Here is a 17,117-nt window from a genome sequence, read left to right on the forward strand (position 1 = left end):
CGGACGCCTCGCTCATCGCGCCTCCAGCCCGACCGTACGCAGGGCGCGACGGGCCCGCAGATAGCCGATGGGGCCGTACAGCATGCCCCGGCGCTGCAACCGGGACAGGCGCCGCGGCCAGGGATGCGTACGGGAGTCGTGCCCGCCCGGCCCCTCCGCCGCCGCGTCCGCACCCTCACCGGTCGCGCGTACGGCGGTCAGCCCCCGCGCGTGCGCCAGTCCGCCCGGCACCCGGGCGAGGAAGGCCGGAAGCAGCGCGGGCCGGTTCACCAGAATCGCCGTGAGATACGCGGTGAGGCCCGCGCCGTAGCCGTAGGCCTGGGTCTCCAGGTCCCGCCAGGTCTCCCGGTGGTGGTGCCAGACCAGTGCGTGCGGGGTGTAGCGCAGCCGCTGCCCCTGGGCGAGGACGCGGACGAAGCCGTAGAGGTCGTCGCCGCCCCGCGCGCGCGTGCCCGCGCCGGTCGCGGGGTCGAAGCCGCCGACCGCCCGCAGCACGTCCGTACGGAAGGCCATGTTGGCGCCGGAGCCGAACCGGCCCGCGGTGAACGGGAACAGCGGCTCGTCGGCGGGCGGGTGCTCGGGGTCGTACGTCCGCGGGGTGAACCCCTTCGCGAAGCCGCCGTGGCTCTCCAGGAGCACCTGGGCCCGAGTGCGCAGCCGCGCGGGCAGGATCAGCCCCGTGGCGCAGCCCAGGCGCGGGTCGGCGGTGAAGGGCGCGGTGAGCTCGGTGAGCCAGCGCGGGTCGGCGACCACGTCGTCGTCGGTGAAGGCGACCACCGCGCCCCGTACGGCCGCGAGCCCCCGGTTGTGGGCGATGGCGAGTCCGGGCACCGGTTCGCACACGTACCGCACCCGCTCGCCGTACTTGCGCTCGACCAGTTCCCGGGTCTCCCCGGTCGCGGGCGCGTTGTCGACGACGACGATCTCGAAGTCCGGGTGGTCCTGCGCGAGCAGCGAGTCCAGCGCGCGGGCGAGCTGGTCCGCGCGTTCCCGGGTGGCGACCACGACACTGGCGGACGGCGGCCGGGGCAACGGCTCGGGCGGCGCGCCCTGCGGCAGCTTCCGGGCGAGCCCGGACAGCACCTCCGTGGGATCCGCACCCTCGGCTACCTGTCCGAGCACGGTACCGACGGGCCGGCCCGCCCGCCTGACCAGGAGGAACACCGCGCCGGTCGTCACCGGCGGACTGCCCGGACCGGGTCTCAGCTCCGCCACCTCGGCGCCCGCGGCCCTCCCGTCTCCCTCGGGGCCGAGATCCAGCTCGGCGACCTGCACCGGCCCGATGCTCAGGAACCCCGCTATCTCCCGCCGTGTCTCCCGCAACGCACGCCGCTCACCGGCCATGCGCCCACCCCCTCGTGGTTGCCCTCCGTCACGGCCGGCGCAGCCGGGCCGCGCCACTCAACGTCCGTACCGCCAGCGACGCCAGCCGGGGCCGGTCGCGCACGAAGCCGTGCGCGCGGCGGGCCGGCTCGCGGCCCAGCCAGTGCAGTGCGGCGCCCGCCCCCACGCGCGTCGCCGCCCCCTCGTACACGGGCAGGTCACCGGTCTTCAGCGCGTCCTTGTACTCCGCCGAACCCCGTCCCAGGTCGAGCATGCCGATGCCTTGGGCGGCGGCTGCCTCGGCCATCCGCAGATGCAGGACAAGACCCGGCGAGTACTTGGCGAATTCCGGGGCGTACGCCGGGAACCAGCACGCCAGGACCGTCGCCGAGCGCAGTCCGAAGTGGGCGGCGACCGGCCGGCCGTCGGCGTAGAGAACGGACAGCGTGCCGGTGCACTCCGGCGCCCGGGTCCTGGCGAGCCGCCCGACGAGCCGCGTGATCCACTCCTGCGCGAAACGGTCCCGGCGTCCCGTCCTGCGGTACTGCGCAGACTTCCACTCCATGAGTGTGCGCAGCGCGGCCGGGTCCCGCTCGTCGAACACGAAGCGCACGTCCCCGACCTGGCGGCCGAGCCTGCGTTCCTTGGCGAGGGTGGTCTTGAGGAACTTCGGCGAGCGGTCGCGCAACCCGCTCTCGTACGCCTCGTACCCTTTCTCCACGTCGATGACGTAGGTGGTGTGCTCCTCGGCGGCGTGCGGCACGAACAGCCCCTGCTCCGCCTCCAGGTTGTCGAAGGCGAAGCTCGACAGGGAGCAGGCCCGCAGCAGTTCGCGGGTGTCCGGGGTGAGGCCGGGGCGCAGCACCCCGCCCTGGCAGTCCGACACCCCGAGTCCGATCGCCCGGCCCTGACCCAGCGGTCCGCGCTCGTGCGGCAGGAAACCGGCCGCCTCACCGCCGTCGTACACCACCGCGACCCGCGCCCGCGGCCGCACCCGGCCCACGACGTCGGTGAACTCCGGTTCCATGAACGGACTGCGTGGTGCCGTCGACTTGGCGCGCAGCTCGCGCCAGTGCTCCCGTTCCCCCTCGCCCAGTTCCTCCGGTCTGAGCACACGCACACGTCCGCTGTTCAACCCGACCCCCCGATCAAGTCCCCCTGGACAGAAGGAAGGTACCCCCGGGCGCCGTCCGGCGGGTAGGTAGCGGACCATGTTGTTGCCAACCGGTGCACAGGCCTTTAACCGGCTTTAGCCGATGATGTGCCAGGTTTCGGACACGAACGTGCGTCCTCGTGCGCACTCGTGCCGTACTCGTGCGGACTCGTGCCGACCTGGCGCCTCCTCGTTCGGAAGCGATCGCGGGTGAGTCGGACGGGCGCGGTGTCCGTATTCTCTGATCATGGACCGCACCGCGTATTCACTCGTCGCCACCGATCTCGACGGCACGCTGCTCCGCGGCGACGACACCGTGTCCGACCGGTCACTGGCCGCGCTGGCGCGGGTGGCCGGGGCCGGTGCGCGGCATCTGGTGGTGACGGGGCGGCCGGCACCCCGGGTGCGGCCCCTGCTCGACCGCCTCGGTTGTACAGGGCTCGTGGTGTGCGGCCAGGGCGCCCAGGTGTACGACGCCGGCGCGCACCGGATGCTGTGGTCGGTCACCCTGGACCGGGAGCTGGCCGAGACGGCGCTCGGCAAGATCGAGGCCGAGGTGGGGCAGGTGCACGCGGCGGTCGACCAGGACGGTGTCGACGGCCTGACGCTCATCGAGCCGGGTTACCTGATGCCTCACCCGACGCTGCCCGCGGTGCGGGTCGAGCGGCGCGACGAGCTGTGGAGCGCGCCGATCAGCAAGGTGCTGCTGCGCCATCCCGAGCTGTCCGACGACGGGTTGGCGGCGACGGCGCGCGCGGTGGTCGGTTCCCTCGCCACGGTCACGATGTCGGGTCCGGGGACGGTGGAGCTCCAGCCGTGCGGCATCACCAAGGCCACCGGCCTGGCGCTGGCCGCCGAGCGCCTGGGCGTGAGCCGCCGACGGACGATCGCCTTCGGGGACATGCCCAACGACATCCCCATGTTCGACTGGGCGGCCCATGGTGTCGCCATGGCGGGTGCCCACCCCGAACTCAAGGCGGTGGCCGACGAGGTCACCCTGACGAACGAGGACGACGGCGTGGCCGTCGTCCTCGAACGGATCTTCAGAGCGCCGTAATACGGCGCAGAGACCGGTATTACGGCGCAGAGCCCGGTGTTACGGCGCAGAGCCCGGTGTTACGGCGCAGAGCCGGTATTACGGCTCAGTAGGCGCCGAAGACGTTGTCCATCGAGCCGTACCGGTCGGCCGCGTAGTTGCAGGCGGCGGTGATGTTGGCGACCGGGTCGTACGGGTCCCAGGAGGTGCCGGGCACGTGGTACGCCTGGAAGGTCGGGTCGATCACCTGGAGCAGGCCCTTGGACGGGGTGCCGTTGATGGCGTTGATGTCCCAGTTGTTGATGGCGAGCGGGTTGCCGGACGACTCCCGCATGATGTTGCGGTGAATGCCCTCGTACGACCCGGGGATGCCCTGCTGGGCCATGATGTCGAGCGACTCCCGGATCCAGCCGTCCAGGTTGTCCGGGTAAGTCGTCGCCGCGGTGGTGGCGGCCGGGGTGGCCGCGGAGGCGCTGGTGGCCCCGATGAGCGGCAGGGCGAGCACGGCGGCGCCGGTGCCGGCCACGGCGAGCTTCCGGGCGAGGCGGGCGGTGCGGGCGTGACGGTTCTGACCGTTGGCAGACATGCTTGAGTCCCTCTCCTTACGCCTGCGAGGTGAGCTGTCGGGTTCGGGCGGGGAGGTGCCCGGCCGGGCCCTGACGGGCACGGCTTCACCCCTAGCCGCTCCGGTGGTGACCGGTGCGGCGGCTTACCTGGGTCCCCCGCTCCTGCCTGCGAGTTTGTTGGCGGATGACTGTGTGTCCGGGCGGTGGCAGGATTCGGCGTCCGCCCGACAGGCCGGGAACGTATGCGAGAGCACATGTCCGAAACAAGTGCAGGAATCACCCAACGCACCTGTTGACCTTGGTCTGAGGTGTTTGGGGTGCTTGATCCTTTGCGGCTGCCAAGCCTCAACTGGCTTGCGGGGCAAAGGGAGGGCGCAGTCGGCGGCAGGGTTGCCTACAGGCGGGGCGAAGTGAGCCAACTCACCCGCTTCAACAAGGGCGGCAAATCGGGCATTAGGGTCAACTTGGAGTCAATCGCCCGTGGGCGGGACGGGCTTCGGGTTCCAGCCGGCGGTCGGGTGGACCGGCCGCCGCGAGTCCCTCGTCTCCGACCCCGTCCCGGCCGGTGTTTCCGTGTGCTGTGCGGGCATCCGTTCGGGGCGGGATCGAGGTGACCCGGGCGGGTGACGTATTCGGAGTGCGGGCCGTTGGGAGAGGTGACGTGATCTTCGGAGGCGGGTTCCGGCGCCTGGTGATGGCGATCAATATCTGCTCATATCACCTGATCAAAAACATACCGTGCATGATCCGATACCGACCGGCCTGTAACGGTGGGCGCTAGCGGTGATCGAAAGGTGACCGGATACGCTGACTTGAGTGGTGGCAGCGACCTATCGACAAACCAGGTAATCGCCAGTAGACACCAGCAGACAGGAGACCCCTCGTGACCGTCGTCGGGCCGTTCGGGCTGAGCGTGCGGGACCAGGCTCTGGAAGCCGATGTCCAGGCCGGATTGGTTGCGGTCGAGGAAGGGTTGCTTGAGGCAACCAAAAGCGAGGTGCCGTTCATCACGGAGGCCGCCCAGCATCTGGTGCGGGCCGGCGGTAAGCGTTTCCGGCCGCTGCTGGTGATGCTTTCCGCTCAGTTCGGCGACCGGCACGCCCCCGGGATCGTGCCCTCGGCCGTCGTCGTCGAGCTGACCCACCTCGCCACCCTGTACCACGACGACGTGATGGACGAGGCCGCGGTGCGACGCGGCGTGCCCAGCGCCAACACCCGCTGGGACAACTCGGTCGCGGTCCTCACCGGCGACTTCCTGTTCGCCCGCGCCTCGCAGATCCTCGCCGACCTCGGTCCCGAGGCGGTCCGCGTGCAGGCCCTGGCGTTCGAACGGCTCGTCACCGGCCAGATCCTGGAGACGGCGGGGCCGCAGGACGGCCGGGACCCGGTCGACCACTACCTGGACGTGCTGGGCGGCAAGACGGGCTCGCTGGTGGCGGTCTCCTGCCGGTTCGGCGCGATGATGTCCGGCGCCGACGAGACGGTCGTGGACGTGCTCACCCAGTACGGCGAGCGGCTCGGCGTCGCCTTCCAGCTCGCGGACGACGTCCTGGACATCGCCTCCGACTCCCACGAGTCGGGGAAGACGCCCGGCACCGACCTGCGCGAGGGTATCCCGACCCTCCCGGTGCTGCGGCTGCGCGAGCGGGCGGCCCGGCTGGGGCTCGCCGAGGACATCGCCCTGTGCGAGCTGCTGGACTCCGACCTGAGCGGCGACGCGCGCCACGCGGAGGCGTTGCGGCTGCTGCGCGCCCACCCCGCTCTGGAGCAGGCGCGGCGGGACACCGTGCGGTACGCCAAGGACGCCCGGGCGGCGCTGGCCCCGCTCAAGGAGTGCGAGGCGAAGTCCGCGCTGGTGGAGCTGTGCGACGCCGTGGTGCACCGGGCCGGCTGAGTGCCCGGCGTACTCCGCCGTGTACCTCGCCCCCTACGGGCCGGGGGAGACGCGACCCCTCCGTGTCATCCCGCAGGAGTAGGCGGAGTTGAGCCCGCGGTCTGACGATTCCGCCTGGCCGATTTGGTCAGATGGACACCACGGAAACACCAATCCTCACCGATTCGGGTGAGAATGGCGGCTCACGGGTGAACGAGCGCGAGGTCGTGAGACAGCCGCCGCCGACGACGGAGGTAGGGCACACATGGCACCGATCGATTCCGACGACAACACGACCGCCGGGGAGGGCGAGGAGCTGCGCGCCGGACGGCGCAGGGCCGCGCGGTACGTCGTCCCGGTCGCGGTGATGGGAGTGGCGGCCGCGACGATCGGCCTCGTCCCCGCGCTCGCCGACTCCGGGGACCCCGACCTCCCGAAGGTCACGGCGGAGCAGCTCATAGAGAAGATCGCCAAGTCGGACGTCGAGCAGCTGTCCGGCACGGTCAAGATCAGCACCGACCTGGGTCTGCCGGACCTCGGAGGCCTGGAGAGCGGCCTGATGTCCGGCATGTCCGGCGGCCCGGGTTCGGGCGGGGACGAGGACGGCTCCGCCGCCGACCCGTCGGCCAAGCTCACCGAGCTGGTGTCCGGCACCCACACGCTGCGGGTCGCCGCCGACGGCCCCGACCGGCAGAAGCTGTCGCTGCTGGAGAACGCCGCCGAGTACAGCCTGATCCACGACGGCAAGGACGTCTGGGGCTACGACAGCAAGTCCAACGAGGTCTACCACGCCACCACGTCCGGCAGCGCCGAGCAGCCGGAGAAGGAGGTGCCTGCCACCCCGAAGGACTTCGCCGACCAGGCCCTCAAGGCGGTCGACGACACCACGTCCGTGACCGTCGACGGCACCGCGCAGGTAGCCGGGCGGGACGCGTACCGGCTGGTGATCAAGCCCAAGCAGGACGGTTCCACGGTCGGCGCCGTCAGCGTCGCGGTGGACGCCGAGACCGGCATGCCGCTGAAGTTCACGCTGACCCCGTCGAGCGGCGGCGCCGCCGTCGTGGACGCGGGCTTCACCAAGGTCAGCTTCGCGAAGCCGGACGCGTCGACGTTCGACTTCACCCCGCCCAAGGGCGCGAAGGTCACCGAGGCCGAGGAGGCGCCGGAGCACGGGCGGGGGGCCGAGGGCGGCCTCGCCGAGGAGACGGACGGCCTGAAGGGGACGGACGGCCCGAAGGGGACGGACGGTCTCAAGGGCACGGGCGGCCCGAAGGTGATCGGCGAGGGCTGGAACTCGATCGCCACCTTCGACACCGGCGGCCAGGGCCTGCCCACGGCCTCCGCGGGCGGCGACCTCGGCGGCTTCCTGGGCTCCTTCGGCGACCAGGTCAAGGGCGACTTCGGTTCCGGCACGGTCTTCAAGACCCGCCTGGTCAACGCCCTGATCACGGACGACGGCAAGGTCTACGCCGGTGCGGTCAACAAGGACGCGCTGGTGAAGGCGGCCGACGCGGCCCAGTAGGCGCCAGGTCGGGTCGGGCGTCAGCGTCGGGCGCCAGGCCGGACGCCCGACGCCGGGCATCAGCACGGAGCAGCCACGACGACGAAGCGAGGGAGCCGATGGCCGAAGCGTCCGCCACGGAAGCGGAGAGCCCGGACCAGGGGGACGGCGCGGACGACGCCGTCATCGCCACCCGGGCGCTCACCAAGCGCTACCGCGGCGGACAGCTCGCCGTCGACGGTCTGGACCTGACCGTCCCGGCGGGCAGCGTCTTCGGCTTCCTCGGCCCGAACGGCTCCGGCAAGACCACCACCATCCGCATGCTGATGGGCCTGATCGAGCCCACCTCGGGCACCGCCCGGGTCCTGGGCCGGCCCATGCCGCGCGCGGCCCGCACCGTACTGCCCCAGGTCGGCGCCCTCATCGAGGGCCCCGCCCTGTACGGCTTCCTCTCCGGGCGCGACAACCTCCTTCGCTACGACGCCGCCGACCCGGCCGCCGACCCGCGCACCCGGCGAGAGCGCGTCGCTGGGGCGCTGGACCGGGTGGGCCTCGCGGCCGCCGCCGGCAAGAAGGCGAAGGCGTACTCCCTCGGCATGAAGCAGCGCCTCGGGCTCGCCGCGGCGCTGCTCCAGCCGCGCCGCCTGCTCGTCCTGGACGAGCCGACCAACGGGCTCGACCCCCAGGGCATGCGCGAGATCCGCGCGCTCGTGCGCGAACTGGCCTCCGACGGCACCACCGTCTTCCTCTCCTCTCACCTGCTGGACGAGATCGAGCAGGTGTGCACGCACGCCGCCGTGATGGCGCAGGGGCGGCTGATCAGCCAGGGCGCGGTCGCCGACCTGGCGGCCGGGGCGCGCGGCCGGCTGGTGGTGACCACGCCGGACGCGGGGGAGGCGGCCAGGGTGCTGAAGGAGCAGGGGGCCGGGGACGTGGTCGTCGCCGAGGACCGGGTGACGGCGGAGCCACCGGACCGCGACCTCGCCGACCTGAACGCCGCCCTGGTCGCGGCCGGTGTCCGCGTCCGAGGCTTCTCAGTGGAGCGTGCCTCCCTGGAGGACGCGTTCGTGGCGCTCACCGGGGAGGGCTTCGATGTCGCGGGCTGACACGTCGCGGGCCGAGTCACCGCAGGTTGAGGCGCCGCAGGCTGAGGCGCCGCGGGCAGGGGTGTCGCGGGCCGAGGTGCCGAGCGCGGTGCGCGCCCCGAGTCCGCTGTGGTCCTTCGGGCTGCTCCGCAGCGAACTGCTGATCACGTTCCGGCGCTGGCGCACCCTCGCCCTGCTGGGCGTGCTGGCCGCCGTGCCGGTCCTGGTGGGGATCGCCGTGAAGATCGAGACGAGCGACGGGGCGTCGTTCGGCGGAGGCGGTGGCGGAGGCGGTGGCGGCGAGGGACCGGCGTTCATCTCGCAGATCAGCAACAACGGCCTGTTCCTGGTCTTCACCGCGATCGCCGCGACCCTCCCGTTCTTCCTGCCGATGGCCGTCGGTGTCGTCGCGGGCGACGCGATCGCGGGCGAGGCGAACGCGGGTACGCTCCGCTACCTCCTGGTCGCCCCGGCCGGCCGCACCCGGCTGCTGCTCACCAAGTACGCCACGGTGATCGCCTTCTGCCTCGCCGCCACCCTGGTGGTCGCGGTCTCGGCGCTCGCGGTCGGGGCGCTGCTGTTCCCGGTCGGTGAACTGACCACCATCTCCGGCACCCGGATCACCTACGCCGAGGGCCTGGGCCGCGCCCTGCTGATCGCCCTGGTCGTGGCCGCCTCGCTCGTCGGTGTCGCGGCCCTCGGCCTGTTCGTCTCGACTCTGACCGGCAGTGGCATCGCGGCGATGGCGACCACGGTGGGGCTGCTGATCACCGTCCAGATCCTCGACCAGATCCCGCAGCTCGACGCGCTCCAGCCGTACTTCTTCTCGCACTACTGGCTGTCCTTCGCCGACCTGATGCGCGAACCGGTCTACTGGGACGACCTGGTGAAGAACCTCGGCCTCCAGGCGCTCTACGCGGCAGTGTTCGGCTCGGCGGCCTGGGCGCGGTTCACGGCGAAGGACGTCACCTCGTAGGCACGGGCATCACTTCGCAGGCACGGGCATCACTTCGTGGGCCACGGACATCACCTTGCGGGCACGGTGCCCGTCTGCTCGTACGGGAAACGGGCGAGCGGCGCCTCCTGCGCGAAGAAGGTCTTGGCGCCTGCCAGCGCCTCGGTGTCCTTCAGGACGTCACCGGGCTTGCTGCCGTTGCCCAGCAGTACCCCGCCGAAACGCATACCCATGTAGGCCGCCGAGTTGCTCAGGCTGCCGATCAGCGGATCGGCGACCTCCCGCTCCCGGTGCGCGAGCGCGGTGACGCCCCACAGGGTGCGGCCGGCCAGGGCCGCCTTGAAGTCGAGGCCGGGGGTGCGCAGCCAGCCGGACCAGTAGTCCAGGTAGCGCTTGACCGGGGCGGACAGCGAGTACCAGTACAGCGGTGAGGCGATCACGATGTCCGTGGCGGCGAGAGTGGCGTCGAGGAGCAGGCCCGCGCTTCCCTCGGTGGGGCGGACGTGGTCGCTGTCGTGCCGCAGGTCCTCGAAATCGGGCAGCGGGTGCTCGGCCAGGTCGATCCACCGCTGCTCGACGTCCGTAGGCAGTTGTTCGGCGGCGCGGCGGGCGAGCAGTTCGGTGTTGCCGCCGGATCGGCTGCTGCCGAGCAGGAAGAGGTAGTGGCGGGTCATGAGAGGTCCCCCTGGATGGTTGCCGTGCGCGGATACCAGCACATGCATTATATGCACACGCAAGCATCTGTCCATCGTGTGCGAGTGGCTCAGCGCACCCGCCCGGTGAGGCGGACCAGGGGGCCGGTGCCCCGTGGAGGACTTCCGTCCGTCTCGCCGAGGCGCCAGGCAGGGACCCACGGAACGCGATGGACGTCCACGGCCGCTTCGAGCAGCTTCACGCGCTGGGCGAGTGGCCGGGGCAGCCGCCCGGGCGCGTCCGCGACGAGAACGACGGAGCCGAGATCGAGCCCCGCCGGAGCCTGGCCCTGCCGGAAGGCCGCCACGGCACGGTGGGCCGCGGCCAGCCCGGCCGCGTGCGTACGGGCGACGAGCAGCACCGACGGCGGGTCGCCGGGGCCGGGCCAGCCGCGTCCGCAGTCCTGACCGCCGTACACGGCGGCGAGCGTCGAGACACCGGCGCCGCCGTGCGCGCCGACCCAGGAGACACGCCGTGGGGCGGGCGGCTCCGAGTACGGGGGCGCCGGGACGGGCCGTCCTGGGACGGGTGGTGGCGGGGCGGGCGGCGTCCGGACGGGCCGTCCTGGCGTGGGCGGCGGCGGGGTGAGCGGCTCCGGCAGGGCCACCGGTCCGCGGATCCAGATCTCCGGTCCCTCTCGCATGCCTGTCCGCCTGCCCGGTCCCCTCCCGTGTCACGCCCCCCGGGCGCCCGCCCGTATCGACCCGCCGATACGGGTGTGACCTCCTGGAGCGAGCCTGTGACACCCCGGTGACGTGAGAATCGCGAGCGAGCGGAGAGACTCGACAGCAGGTGTACGACAGGCATGACAGGCTCTGGACGGCAGGGAATCGAAACCGCCGACGGAAGCCGCAGATGAGTGGGGGAACGATGTCTCGACTCGGCCGCGAGAAGCAGCGGGACCACGCGGGCGCCGAGCGCTCGCCCACCCCTGCGGCGACGCCGATCGACGTCCGCGTGCCGGTGGCCGATTCCGGCGCGCGCAGCGCTTCGGTCGACGGCTCAGTGGTCGTCGCGGCCCCCGGCGAGGAGATCCAGGACGCCGTCCTCAACCGCCTCCACCGCCTCGCCCTCGCCGCCGGTCACCCCGTCCTCGCCACGATCCACGACGAGCGCATCGGCTGTTCCGTCCCGATCCGGGTCGACCCGGACGGCTCCAGCCATCTCGCCGCGGAGCCGGTTCCGACGGCTCCCGAGGAACCGGCCGTACGACGCGACCAGCACACGCATGTTCTGCGGACGGTGGAGCCGGTACGGGACAGCACCCCGACGTTCCGCCTCCCGCCGGTGCCCGAGTCGCAGCAGGCGCCGGCCGGCGAGTCCGCGCCGGCGTTCACGCTGCGCGCCCTGCCGGAACCGGCCGAGGGTACGGCACCCGGTACGGTGGCGCCGCCGACGGGGGAGTTCGGTCCGCCGCCCCGAATGGACGGCGCATCCGCGACCGGCGCCCGCGACGGCGCGGCACCGCTGCCTGCGCCTGGGGCGGTCGCCGGGGGTGCGCCTGGGGCGGTCGCCGGGGGTGCGCCTGGGGCGGTCGCTGGGGCTGGGGCTGCCTCCGTCGCCGCCCCCGGGCCGGTCACCGTTCCGAAGCCGCCACTCGTCCCCGAGTCGGTCGCCGACCTCGGCCCCGACCCCAAGCCCACCCCCACCCCCGCCCGCGGATTCGACGCCGTGGCCGAGGCCGTGCTCGGGGACGAACCGCTCACCGCACCCGGCGATGCCACCGCCCCCGCGCTCCTCGCGGAGCCGACGGCCCGCATCAACGAGGCCGTCAAGGAAGGCCGGACGGAGGCGGCCGCCCAACTGGCGGAGCAGACCGTGGCCGAAGCCTCGGGAACGCTGGGGCCGGAGCACCCGGAGGTCCTTCGGCTCCGCGAACTCACCGCGTACATCGCCTACTTGTCAGGAGACCCCGACCGCGCCTTCCGCCTCTCCCTCGACCTGTCCGGGATACACCGCCGCGCGGGCGACGCGGAGGCCGCGTACGGCAACGTCCAGAGCGCTGCCACCGCCTGGCGCGCCGTACGGGACCCGGCACGGGGTCTGGAGCTGGGGCACGAGCTGGTCGGCCTGTGGAGCGAACTCGCCGCCGAGGAGGGACCGGCCGCGGAGGACTCCGAACAACTGGAGTCCGCCCGCAGCCGCATCGGCCGCCTCACCGAACGTGCCCGCGCTGCCGGGACCGGCTGACCGGGCGGGCCCCGGCGAGGCGGCGCGTCGGCCCTACTGCGACAGTTCCCACATCGCGTACGCGATGGCGTCGCTGTTGCGGTTCAGGGCCGTGTCGTTGATGTTGGCGGTCGTGTCGCAGGACGAGTGGTAGCAGCGGTCGAACGGCTGGCCCACGGTGCCGCCCCACTTGGCCGCCTGCGCGGATGTCTTCCGGTAGTCGGCGCCGCTGAAGAGGCCGCCGACGGGGACGCCGGCGTTCTTGAAGGGCGCGTGGTCGGAGCGGCCGTCGCCCTCGGTCTCGATCTCCGTGGAGACGCCGAGGCCGGCGAAGTAGTCCTTGAAGGTCTTCTCGATGGTGGGATCGTCGTCGTAGACGAAGTAGCCGGGGTTGGGCGAGCCGATCATGTCGAAGTTCAGGTAGCCGTTGATCTTCGCGCGGCCCGTGGAGCCGAGGCTGTTGACGTAGTAGCGGGAGCCGACCAGTCCCAGCTCCTCCGCGCCCCACCAGGCGAACCGCAGGTGTTTGGCGGGCTGGTGGCCGGACCGGGCGACGGCGAGCGCGGTTTCCAGGACGGCTGCCGAGCCGGAGCCGTTGTCGTTGATGCCCGGGCCGGAGGACACGCTGTCCAAGTGTGACCCAGCCATGACAACCTGATTGGCGTCGCCGCCCGGCCAGTCGGCTATCAGGTTGTAGCCGGTGCGGCCGGAGGCGGTGAAGCGCTGGACGGTGGTGGTGAACCCGGCCGCGTCCAGCTTGGCCTTCACGTAGTTGAGCGAGGCCTGGTAGCCCGGGCGGCCGTGGGCGCGGTTGCCGCCGTTGGCCGTGGCGATCGACTGGAGCTGTGTCAGGTGGGCCTTGACGTTGGCTATCGGTATGTCGGGCGCGGCGGCGGCCGCGGACGTGGGGCGCTCGGTGGCTGGCGCGGCGCCGGCCATCGATCCGCCGGTGATCAGCGTGGCGACCGCGACGGCACCGGCCGTCAGTGCACGCCCGCAGTGGGGGGGCTTCATGTGGGGGGCTCCGAATTCCTAGGGAATCCCTGGGGAGGGGACTCCACAGTGAATGGGGTGCCTGGATGGTGGGTCCGGTACTGACCCACCGTCAAGACCGCTATTCGGCCACGGTGTCGCGTATATCGGAGGCCCCTGGTGGCGTCGGCGCGGAGGTCGCGGAGGTCGCGGAGGTCGTGGAGGTCGTGGAGGTCGTGGAGATCGCGCCTAGTGGACGCAGAACTCGTTCCCCTCCGGATCCGACATCACCACCCACTCCCCGCCAGGCTCCTTCACCTGTCGCAGGACGCTCGCGCCCAGCGCCTCCAGCCGGGCGGCCTCCGCCTCGCGCCGGCCCTCGCCCGGGTGCAGGTCGAGATGGAGCCGGTTCTTGCCGGTCTTGGCCTCCGGTACGCGCTGGAACAGCAGCCGCCGCCCCAGCCCACTGCCGCTCTCCTCCTGGTAGGGGTCGTCGGGATGCCGTACGGCGGCCAGGTCCCGCCAGGCGCGGCGGCCGTGGGACTCGACGGTCAGCTCGGCCGGTACGGCCCCGAAGCCCAGCAGCTTTTCGATGAGTGCGCTGTTGTCCTCCACCTCGTAGTGGAGGGCGGCGGCCCAGAAGTCCGCCTGCGCGTGCGGGGCGGTGGCGTCGATGACGATCTTGAAGTGAACAGGGTCCGGCCCGGAGGTCGATGTCATGTAACCAGTTATATTGGTTACATGAGTGAGCGGGCAATGGAATCGCCGAAACGTCCTCCCGACGCACCCGGACCACCCGGTTCAGCCGGCCCTCCAGGGCTGACGCTGTGGTCGCACGAGGGCAAGCCGTACCGCTTCGATCCCGGCGCCCTCTGCCTCGAACTGCTGACGACGGGCGGGCCGGGTGCCTACGCGCGCTGGGAGGTGCTTCACGAGCCCGCCGACCTGGCCGCCTGGGCCGACCGCAGCCGCCTGCCGGCCGGACTGGATCTGGCCGTGGACCGGAGCGATGTGGAGCGGGCCCGGACGCTGCGCGACGCCCTCTTCCTGCTCACGGCGGACCGCGCGCACGGGCGTCCGCTCCAGCCCGACCACCTGGACGCCGTCAACGCCGCCGCGGCCGAGCCCCCACTCGTCGCGCGCATCGAGGCGGACGGCACCCGCGCCTGGGTCCCCGGCGCTACGGGCGCCCGCCTGCTGTCGACGGTCGCGCGTGACGCGATCGAGCTGTTCACCGGCCCTTACGCCGGCCGCATCCGGGAGTGCGGTGCCCACGACTGCCGTCTGCTCTTCGTCGACACCTCACGCCCGGGACGCCGCCGCTGGTGCGCGATGGAGCACTGCGGCAACCGGGAGAAGGCCCGGGCACACCGCGCGCGGCGGGCGCCCGACAAGGGCTGACGAAGGACGGCGGCGGGGCGACCGGGCCGTTACGGCTTCCCTGTCGCCGTGTCGAGCTGTTCGGACCCGGTGGAACCAGGGGACGGCACTCCGGAGGCCACGATTCCCGACTCCCGCGCGGCGCTTCCCGGCTCCCGCGCGGCGCTCCCCTTGACCGGCGTCACGCCGTCGCCCGCTCGGTCCAACTGCGCCCTGAGAGTCCGGGCGGTCCGGTGGGCGGTGCGCAGGGCGTCCCAGGTGAGCAGCGCGAGCGCCAGCCACACCAGCCCGAAGCCGGCCCAGCGCTCGGGCGGCATGGCCTCGCCGAAGTAGAGGACGCCGAGCACGAACTGGAAGACCGGGGCCAGGTACTGCAGCAGCCCCAGCGTGGACAGCGGCACGCGGATCGCCGCGGCGCCGAAGCAGACCAGGGGGATGGCGGTGACCACGCCGGTCGCGGCGAGCAGGGCGGCGTGTCCGGCGCCCTCGGTGGTGAAGGTGGAGTCGCCCTGCGCGCTCAGCCACAGCAGGTAGCCGAGCGCGGGCAGGAACTGGATCGCCGTCTCGGCCGCCAGCGACTCGACGCCGCCGAGGTTGACCTTCTTCTTCACCAGGCCGTACGTGGCGAAGGAGAAGGCGAGGCAGAGGGAGATCCACGGCGGCTGGCCGTAGCCGATGGTGAGGACGAGCACGGCCGCGAAGCCGGTCCCGACCGCCGCCCACTGCGCGGGCCGCAGCCGCTCCTTCAGGAGCAGCACGCCCATCGCGATGGTGACCAGCGGGTTGATGAAGTACCCGAGGGAGGCCTCGACGACATGGCCGCTGTTCACCGCCCAGATGTAGACGCCCCAGTTGACGGTGATGACCGCGGCGGCCACGGTGACCAGGGCGAGTCTGCGCGGCTGCCGCAGCAGCTCGCCGGCCCAGGCCCAGCGGCGTACGACGAGCAGGGCGGCGGCGACGAAGACGAGGGACCACGCCATCCGGTGGGCGAGGATCTCCCCGGCCCCGGCGGGCTTGAGCAACGGCCAGAACAGTGGGACGAGCCCCCACATCCCGTACGCCGCGAAGCCGTTCAGCAGGCCTATTCGCTGCTCACTCCTGGACGACCCGGCCACGGGCACCTCCTTCTCGCACTCGGCATGCCGGACGGACGCATGCCACGACGAAGGTAGCGCCGCACCCGGCCTCCTGTCATGCCCGTATCGCCATACGGTCATGACAGGCAGGGTGGGCGTCGTGAAGGCGGGCGGTCAGGATCAGCTCTTGAGCGCGGTGGCGACGGCCTCGGCGAGCGGCGTGGTCGGGCGGCCGATCAGGCGGGACAGGTCGCCGGTGGAGACGGCCAGCTCGCCCTTCTCGATGGCGGCGTCCACGCCCGCCAGGACGGCGGCCAGCGGCCCGGGCAGCCCGGCGCCGGTGAGGATGCCGGTGTAGGTCTCGGTGGAGACGGGGTTGTAGACGATCTCCTTGCCGGTCTGCCGGCTCAGTTCGGCCGCGTACTCGGCGAAGCTCCAGGCCACGTCGCCACCCAGCTCGTACGCCGTGTTCTCGTGGCCCTCGCCGGTCAGTACGGCGACGGCGGCGGCCGCGTAGTCGGCGCGGGAGGCGGAGGAGATCCGGCCCTCGCCGGCCGCCTGCACGACGGCACCGTGCTCCAGGACCGGGGCGAGCTGCTCGGTGTAGTTCTCGTGGTACCAGCCGTTGCCCAGCAGCACGTACGGCACACCCGAGCCGACCAGTACCTCCTCGGTGGCGCGGTGATCGTCGGCGAGTGCGGCCGTGAGGCTGCTGGGGGCGCTGGTGTAGGCGAGCAGGGCGACACCGGCCTTCTCGGCCGCGTCGATCACGACCGTGTGCTGCTGGACGCGGCCCTTGTCGAACTCGTTGCCGGAGATCAGCAGCACCCGGTCGCCGGTCGCGAAAAGGCCGTCGAAGGTCTCGGGCGCGTTGTAGTCGGCGACCGCGAGCCGTACGCCGCGGGCGGCGAGATCGGCTGCCCTGTCGCGGTCCCGGACGACCGCGGTGACCTGGTCGGCCGGCACTTTCTCCAGTAGCTGCCGCACGACGTGGCGGCCGAGGTGTCCGGTGGCTCCGGTGACGACGATGCTCATGGTTTCAGTACTCCTTGTGGGGTGCGATGCCACAACCCTAGGAGTTGCGCTAACCAAAAGAAAGTGCCCACTTCAAAGTAAGGTACTTACGTCTGGGTAAGCCCTACGTGAGTCTGAGCTCGAACGGCATACGAAGAGGCCCGGACGTTTCCGCCCGGGCCTCTTCGAAGCCGTGTGCCGCCGCCGGTCTCAGCCGACGACCGTCCAGGTGTCGTTGCCGGTGAGGAGGGTGGCGAGGTCGCCTTTGCCGTTGTGTTCGATGGCGGTGTCGAGCTGGTCGGTCATGAGGGTGTCGTA

General features: G+C 72.0%; 16 protein-coding genes, 1 pseudogene and 1 riboswitch. Of the genes and pseudogenes, 7 read left to right on the plus strand and 10 right to left on the minus strand.

What is annotated here, in order from left to right:
* Positions 1-12 precede the first annotated feature (12 nt).
* Entirely contained in the window at positions 13-1,344 is a 1,332-nt protein-coding gene (locus ACIQ1J_RS29865; RefSeq protein WP_403561664.1) for a glycosyltransferase, read from the minus strand.
* Positions 1,345-1,372: 28 nt separating this feature from the next.
* Positions 1,373-2,437: a GNAT family N-acetyltransferase gene (locus tag ACIQ1J_RS29870; protein ID WP_403561705.1), complete on the minus strand. Its 1,065-nt coding sequence runs from the start codon at positions 2,435-2,437 to the stop codon at positions 1,373-1,375.
* 286 nt (positions 2,438-2,723) lie between these two features.
* On the opposite strand from ACIQ1J_RS29870, the gene ACIQ1J_RS29875 reads away from it, so the two are divergent.
* Positions 2,724-3,533: an HAD family hydrolase gene (locus ACIQ1J_RS29875; protein WP_210958000.1), complete on the plus strand. Its 810-nt coding sequence runs from the start codon at positions 2,724-2,726 to the stop codon at positions 3,531-3,533.
* Positions 3,534-3,618: 85 nt separating this feature from the next.
* Here the strand turns inward: ACIQ1J_RS29875 and ACIQ1J_RS29880 are convergent, their stop codons facing one another.
* Positions 3,619-4,098, minus strand: a complete 480-nt coding sequence (locus ACIQ1J_RS29880) for a transglycosylase SLT domain-containing protein (RefSeq protein WP_403561667.1) — start codon at positions 4,096-4,098, stop codon at positions 3,619-3,621.
* 5 nt (positions 4,099-4,103) lie between these two features.
* Positions 4,104-4,271, minus strand: a riboswitch (cyclic di-AMP (ydaO/yuaA leader).
* Positions 4,272-4,961: 690 nt separating this feature from the next.
* On the opposite strand from ACIQ1J_RS29880, the gene ACIQ1J_RS29885 reads away from it, so the two are divergent.
* The 4 genes from ACIQ1J_RS29885 to ACIQ1J_RS29900 all read left to right on the plus strand — a co-directional run bounded on the left by ACIQ1J_RS29885 (position 4,962) and on the right by ACIQ1J_RS29900 (position 9,513).
* Complete coding sequence (locus tag ACIQ1J_RS29885) at positions 4,962-5,972, plus strand: polyprenyl synthetase family protein (protein WP_403561669.1); 1,011 nt, start codon at positions 4,962-4,964, stop codon at positions 5,970-5,972.
* A gap of 244 nt (positions 5,973-6,216) precedes the next feature.
* Entirely contained in the window at positions 6,217-7,473 is a 1,257-nt protein-coding gene (locus ACIQ1J_RS29890; protein WP_403561671.1) for an outer membrane lipoprotein carrier protein LolA, read from the plus strand.
* 98 nt (positions 7,474-7,571) lie between these two features.
* Complete coding sequence (locus ACIQ1J_RS29895) at positions 7,572-8,558, plus strand: ATP-binding cassette domain-containing protein (protein ID WP_403561673.1); 987 nt, start codon at positions 7,572-7,574, stop codon at positions 8,556-8,558.
* A complete protein-coding gene (locus ACIQ1J_RS29900) occupies positions 8,545-9,513 on the plus strand; it encodes an ABC transporter permease (protein ID WP_403561675.1) in 969 nt (322 codons plus the stop codon). The genes ACIQ1J_RS29895 and ACIQ1J_RS29900 overlap by 14 nt, the downstream gene beginning before the upstream one ends.
* 50 nt (positions 9,514-9,563) lie before the next feature.
* Here ACIQ1J_RS29900 and ACIQ1J_RS29905 read toward each other — a convergent pair whose 3' ends face one another.
* Positions 9,564-10,166 carry a flavodoxin family protein gene (locus tag ACIQ1J_RS29905; protein ID WP_403561677.1) on the minus strand — a complete coding sequence of 201 codons (603 nt, stop codon included), beginning with the start codon at positions 10,164-10,166 and terminating at the stop codon, positions 9,564-9,566.
* An 89-nt stretch (positions 10,167-10,255) separates the two neighbouring features.
* Positions 10,256-10,828: a DUF6668 family protein gene (locus ACIQ1J_RS29910; RefSeq protein WP_403561679.1), complete on the minus strand. Its 573-nt coding sequence runs from the start codon at positions 10,826-10,828 to the stop codon at positions 10,256-10,258.
* 227 nt (positions 10,829-11,055) lie between these two features.
* On the opposite strand from ACIQ1J_RS29910, the gene ACIQ1J_RS29915 reads away from it, so the two are divergent.
* Positions 11,056-12,375, plus strand: a complete 1,320-nt coding sequence (locus tag ACIQ1J_RS29915) for a tetratricopeptide repeat protein (RefSeq protein ID WP_403561681.1) — start codon at positions 11,056-11,058, stop codon at positions 12,373-12,375.
* Positions 12,376-12,408: 33 nt separating this feature from the next.
* Here ACIQ1J_RS29915 and ACIQ1J_RS29920 read toward each other — a convergent pair whose 3' ends face one another.
* Together ACIQ1J_RS29920 and ACIQ1J_RS29925 are read right to left on the minus strand one after the other, a co-directional pair.
* A complete protein-coding gene (locus ACIQ1J_RS29920) occupies positions 12,409-13,368 on the minus strand; it encodes a M28 family metallopeptidase (RefSeq protein ID WP_403561682.1) in 960 nt (319 codons plus the stop codon).
* A gap of 207 nt (positions 13,369-13,575) precedes the next feature.
* Complete coding sequence (locus ACIQ1J_RS29925) at positions 13,576-14,046, minus strand: VOC family protein (RefSeq protein ID WP_403561683.1); 471 nt, start codon at positions 14,044-14,046, stop codon at positions 13,576-13,578.
* A gap of 36 nt (positions 14,047-14,082) precedes the next feature.
* Between ACIQ1J_RS29925 and ACIQ1J_RS29930 the strand changes: the two genes are divergently transcribed.
* Positions 14,083-14,727, plus strand: coding sequence for a CGNR zinc finger domain-containing protein (locus ACIQ1J_RS29930; RefSeq protein ID WP_403561707.1), 645 nt, complete (start codon positions 14,083-14,085; stop codon positions 14,725-14,727).
* Positions 14,728-14,756: 29 nt separating this feature from the next.
* Here the strand turns inward: ACIQ1J_RS29930 and rarD are convergent, their stop codons facing one another.
* From rarD to ACIQ1J_RS29945, 3 genes and pseudogenes are all read right to left on the minus strand, one after another.
* On the minus strand, positions 14,757-15,824 hold the full coding sequence (gene rarD, locus ACIQ1J_RS29935) for an EamA family transporter RarD (RefSeq protein ID WP_403561685.1): 1,068 nt from the start codon (positions 15,822-15,824) through the stop codon (positions 14,757-14,759).
* 141 nt (positions 15,825-15,965) lie between these two features.
* On the minus strand, positions 15,966-16,820 hold the full coding sequence (locus ACIQ1J_RS29940; RefSeq protein WP_403561687.1) for an SDR family oxidoreductase: 855 nt from the start codon (positions 16,818-16,820) through the stop codon (positions 15,966-15,968).
* Positions 16,821-17,009: 189 nt separating this feature from the next.
* Positions 17,010-17,117, minus strand: a pseudogene (locus ACIQ1J_RS29945) (2-oxoacid:ferredoxin oxidoreductase subunit beta); the annotation flags it as partial.

It is taken from the genome of Streptomyces sp. NPDC097107, from assembly GCF_044762405.1.
Taxonomy (GTDB): Bacteria; Actinomycetota; Actinomycetes; order Streptomycetales; family Streptomycetaceae; genus Streptomyces; species Streptomyces thinghirensis.

Coding starts and splice junctions, on each gene's coding strand:
- ACIQ1J_RS29865 (WP_403561664.1), bottom strand. CDS start 1,344: ATGGCCGGTGAGCGGCGTGCGTTGCGGGAGACACGGCGGGAGATAGCG.
- ACIQ1J_RS29875 (WP_210958000.1), top strand. CDS start 2,724: ATGGACCGCACCGCGTATTCACTCGTCGCCACCGATCTCGACGGCACG.
- ACIQ1J_RS29880 (WP_403561667.1), bottom strand. CDS start 4,098: ATGTCTGCCAACGGTCAGAACCGTCACGCCCGCACCGCCCGCCTCGCC.
- ACIQ1J_RS29890 (WP_403561671.1), top strand. CDS start 6,217: ATGGCACCGATCGATTCCGACGACAACACGACCGCCGGGGAGGGCGAG.
- ACIQ1J_RS29895 (WP_403561673.1), top strand. CDS start 7,572: ATGGCCGAAGCGTCCGCCACGGAAGCGGAGAGCCCGGACCAGGGGGAC.
- ACIQ1J_RS29900 (WP_403561675.1), top strand. CDS start 8,545: ATGTCGCGGGCTGACACGTCGCGGGCCGAGTCACCGCAGGTTGAGGCG.
- ACIQ1J_RS29905 (WP_403561677.1), bottom strand. CDS start 10,166: ATGACCCGCCACTACCTCTTCCTGCTCGGCAGCAGCCGATCCGGCGGC.
- ACIQ1J_RS29910 (WP_403561679.1), bottom strand. CDS start 10,828: ATGCGAGAGGGACCGGAGATCTGGATCCGCGGACCGGTGGCCCTGCCG.
- ACIQ1J_RS29915 (WP_403561681.1), top strand. CDS start 11,056: ATGTCTCGACTCGGCCGCGAGAAGCAGCGGGACCACGCGGGCGCCGAG.
- ACIQ1J_RS29920 (WP_403561682.1), bottom strand. CDS start 13,368: ATGAAGCCCCCCCACTGCGGGCGTGCACTGACGGCCGGTGCCGTCGCG.
- ACIQ1J_RS29925 (WP_403561683.1), bottom strand. CDS start 14,046: ATGACATCGACCTCCGGGCCGGACCCTGTTCACTTCAAGATCGTCATC.
- ACIQ1J_RS29930 (WP_403561707.1), top strand. CDS start 14,083: ATGGAATCGCCGAAACGTCCTCCCGACGCACCCGGACCACCCGGTTCA.
- ACIQ1J_RS29940 (WP_403561687.1), bottom strand. CDS start 16,820: ATGAGCATCGTCGTCACCGGAGCCACCGGACACCTCGGCCGCCACGTC.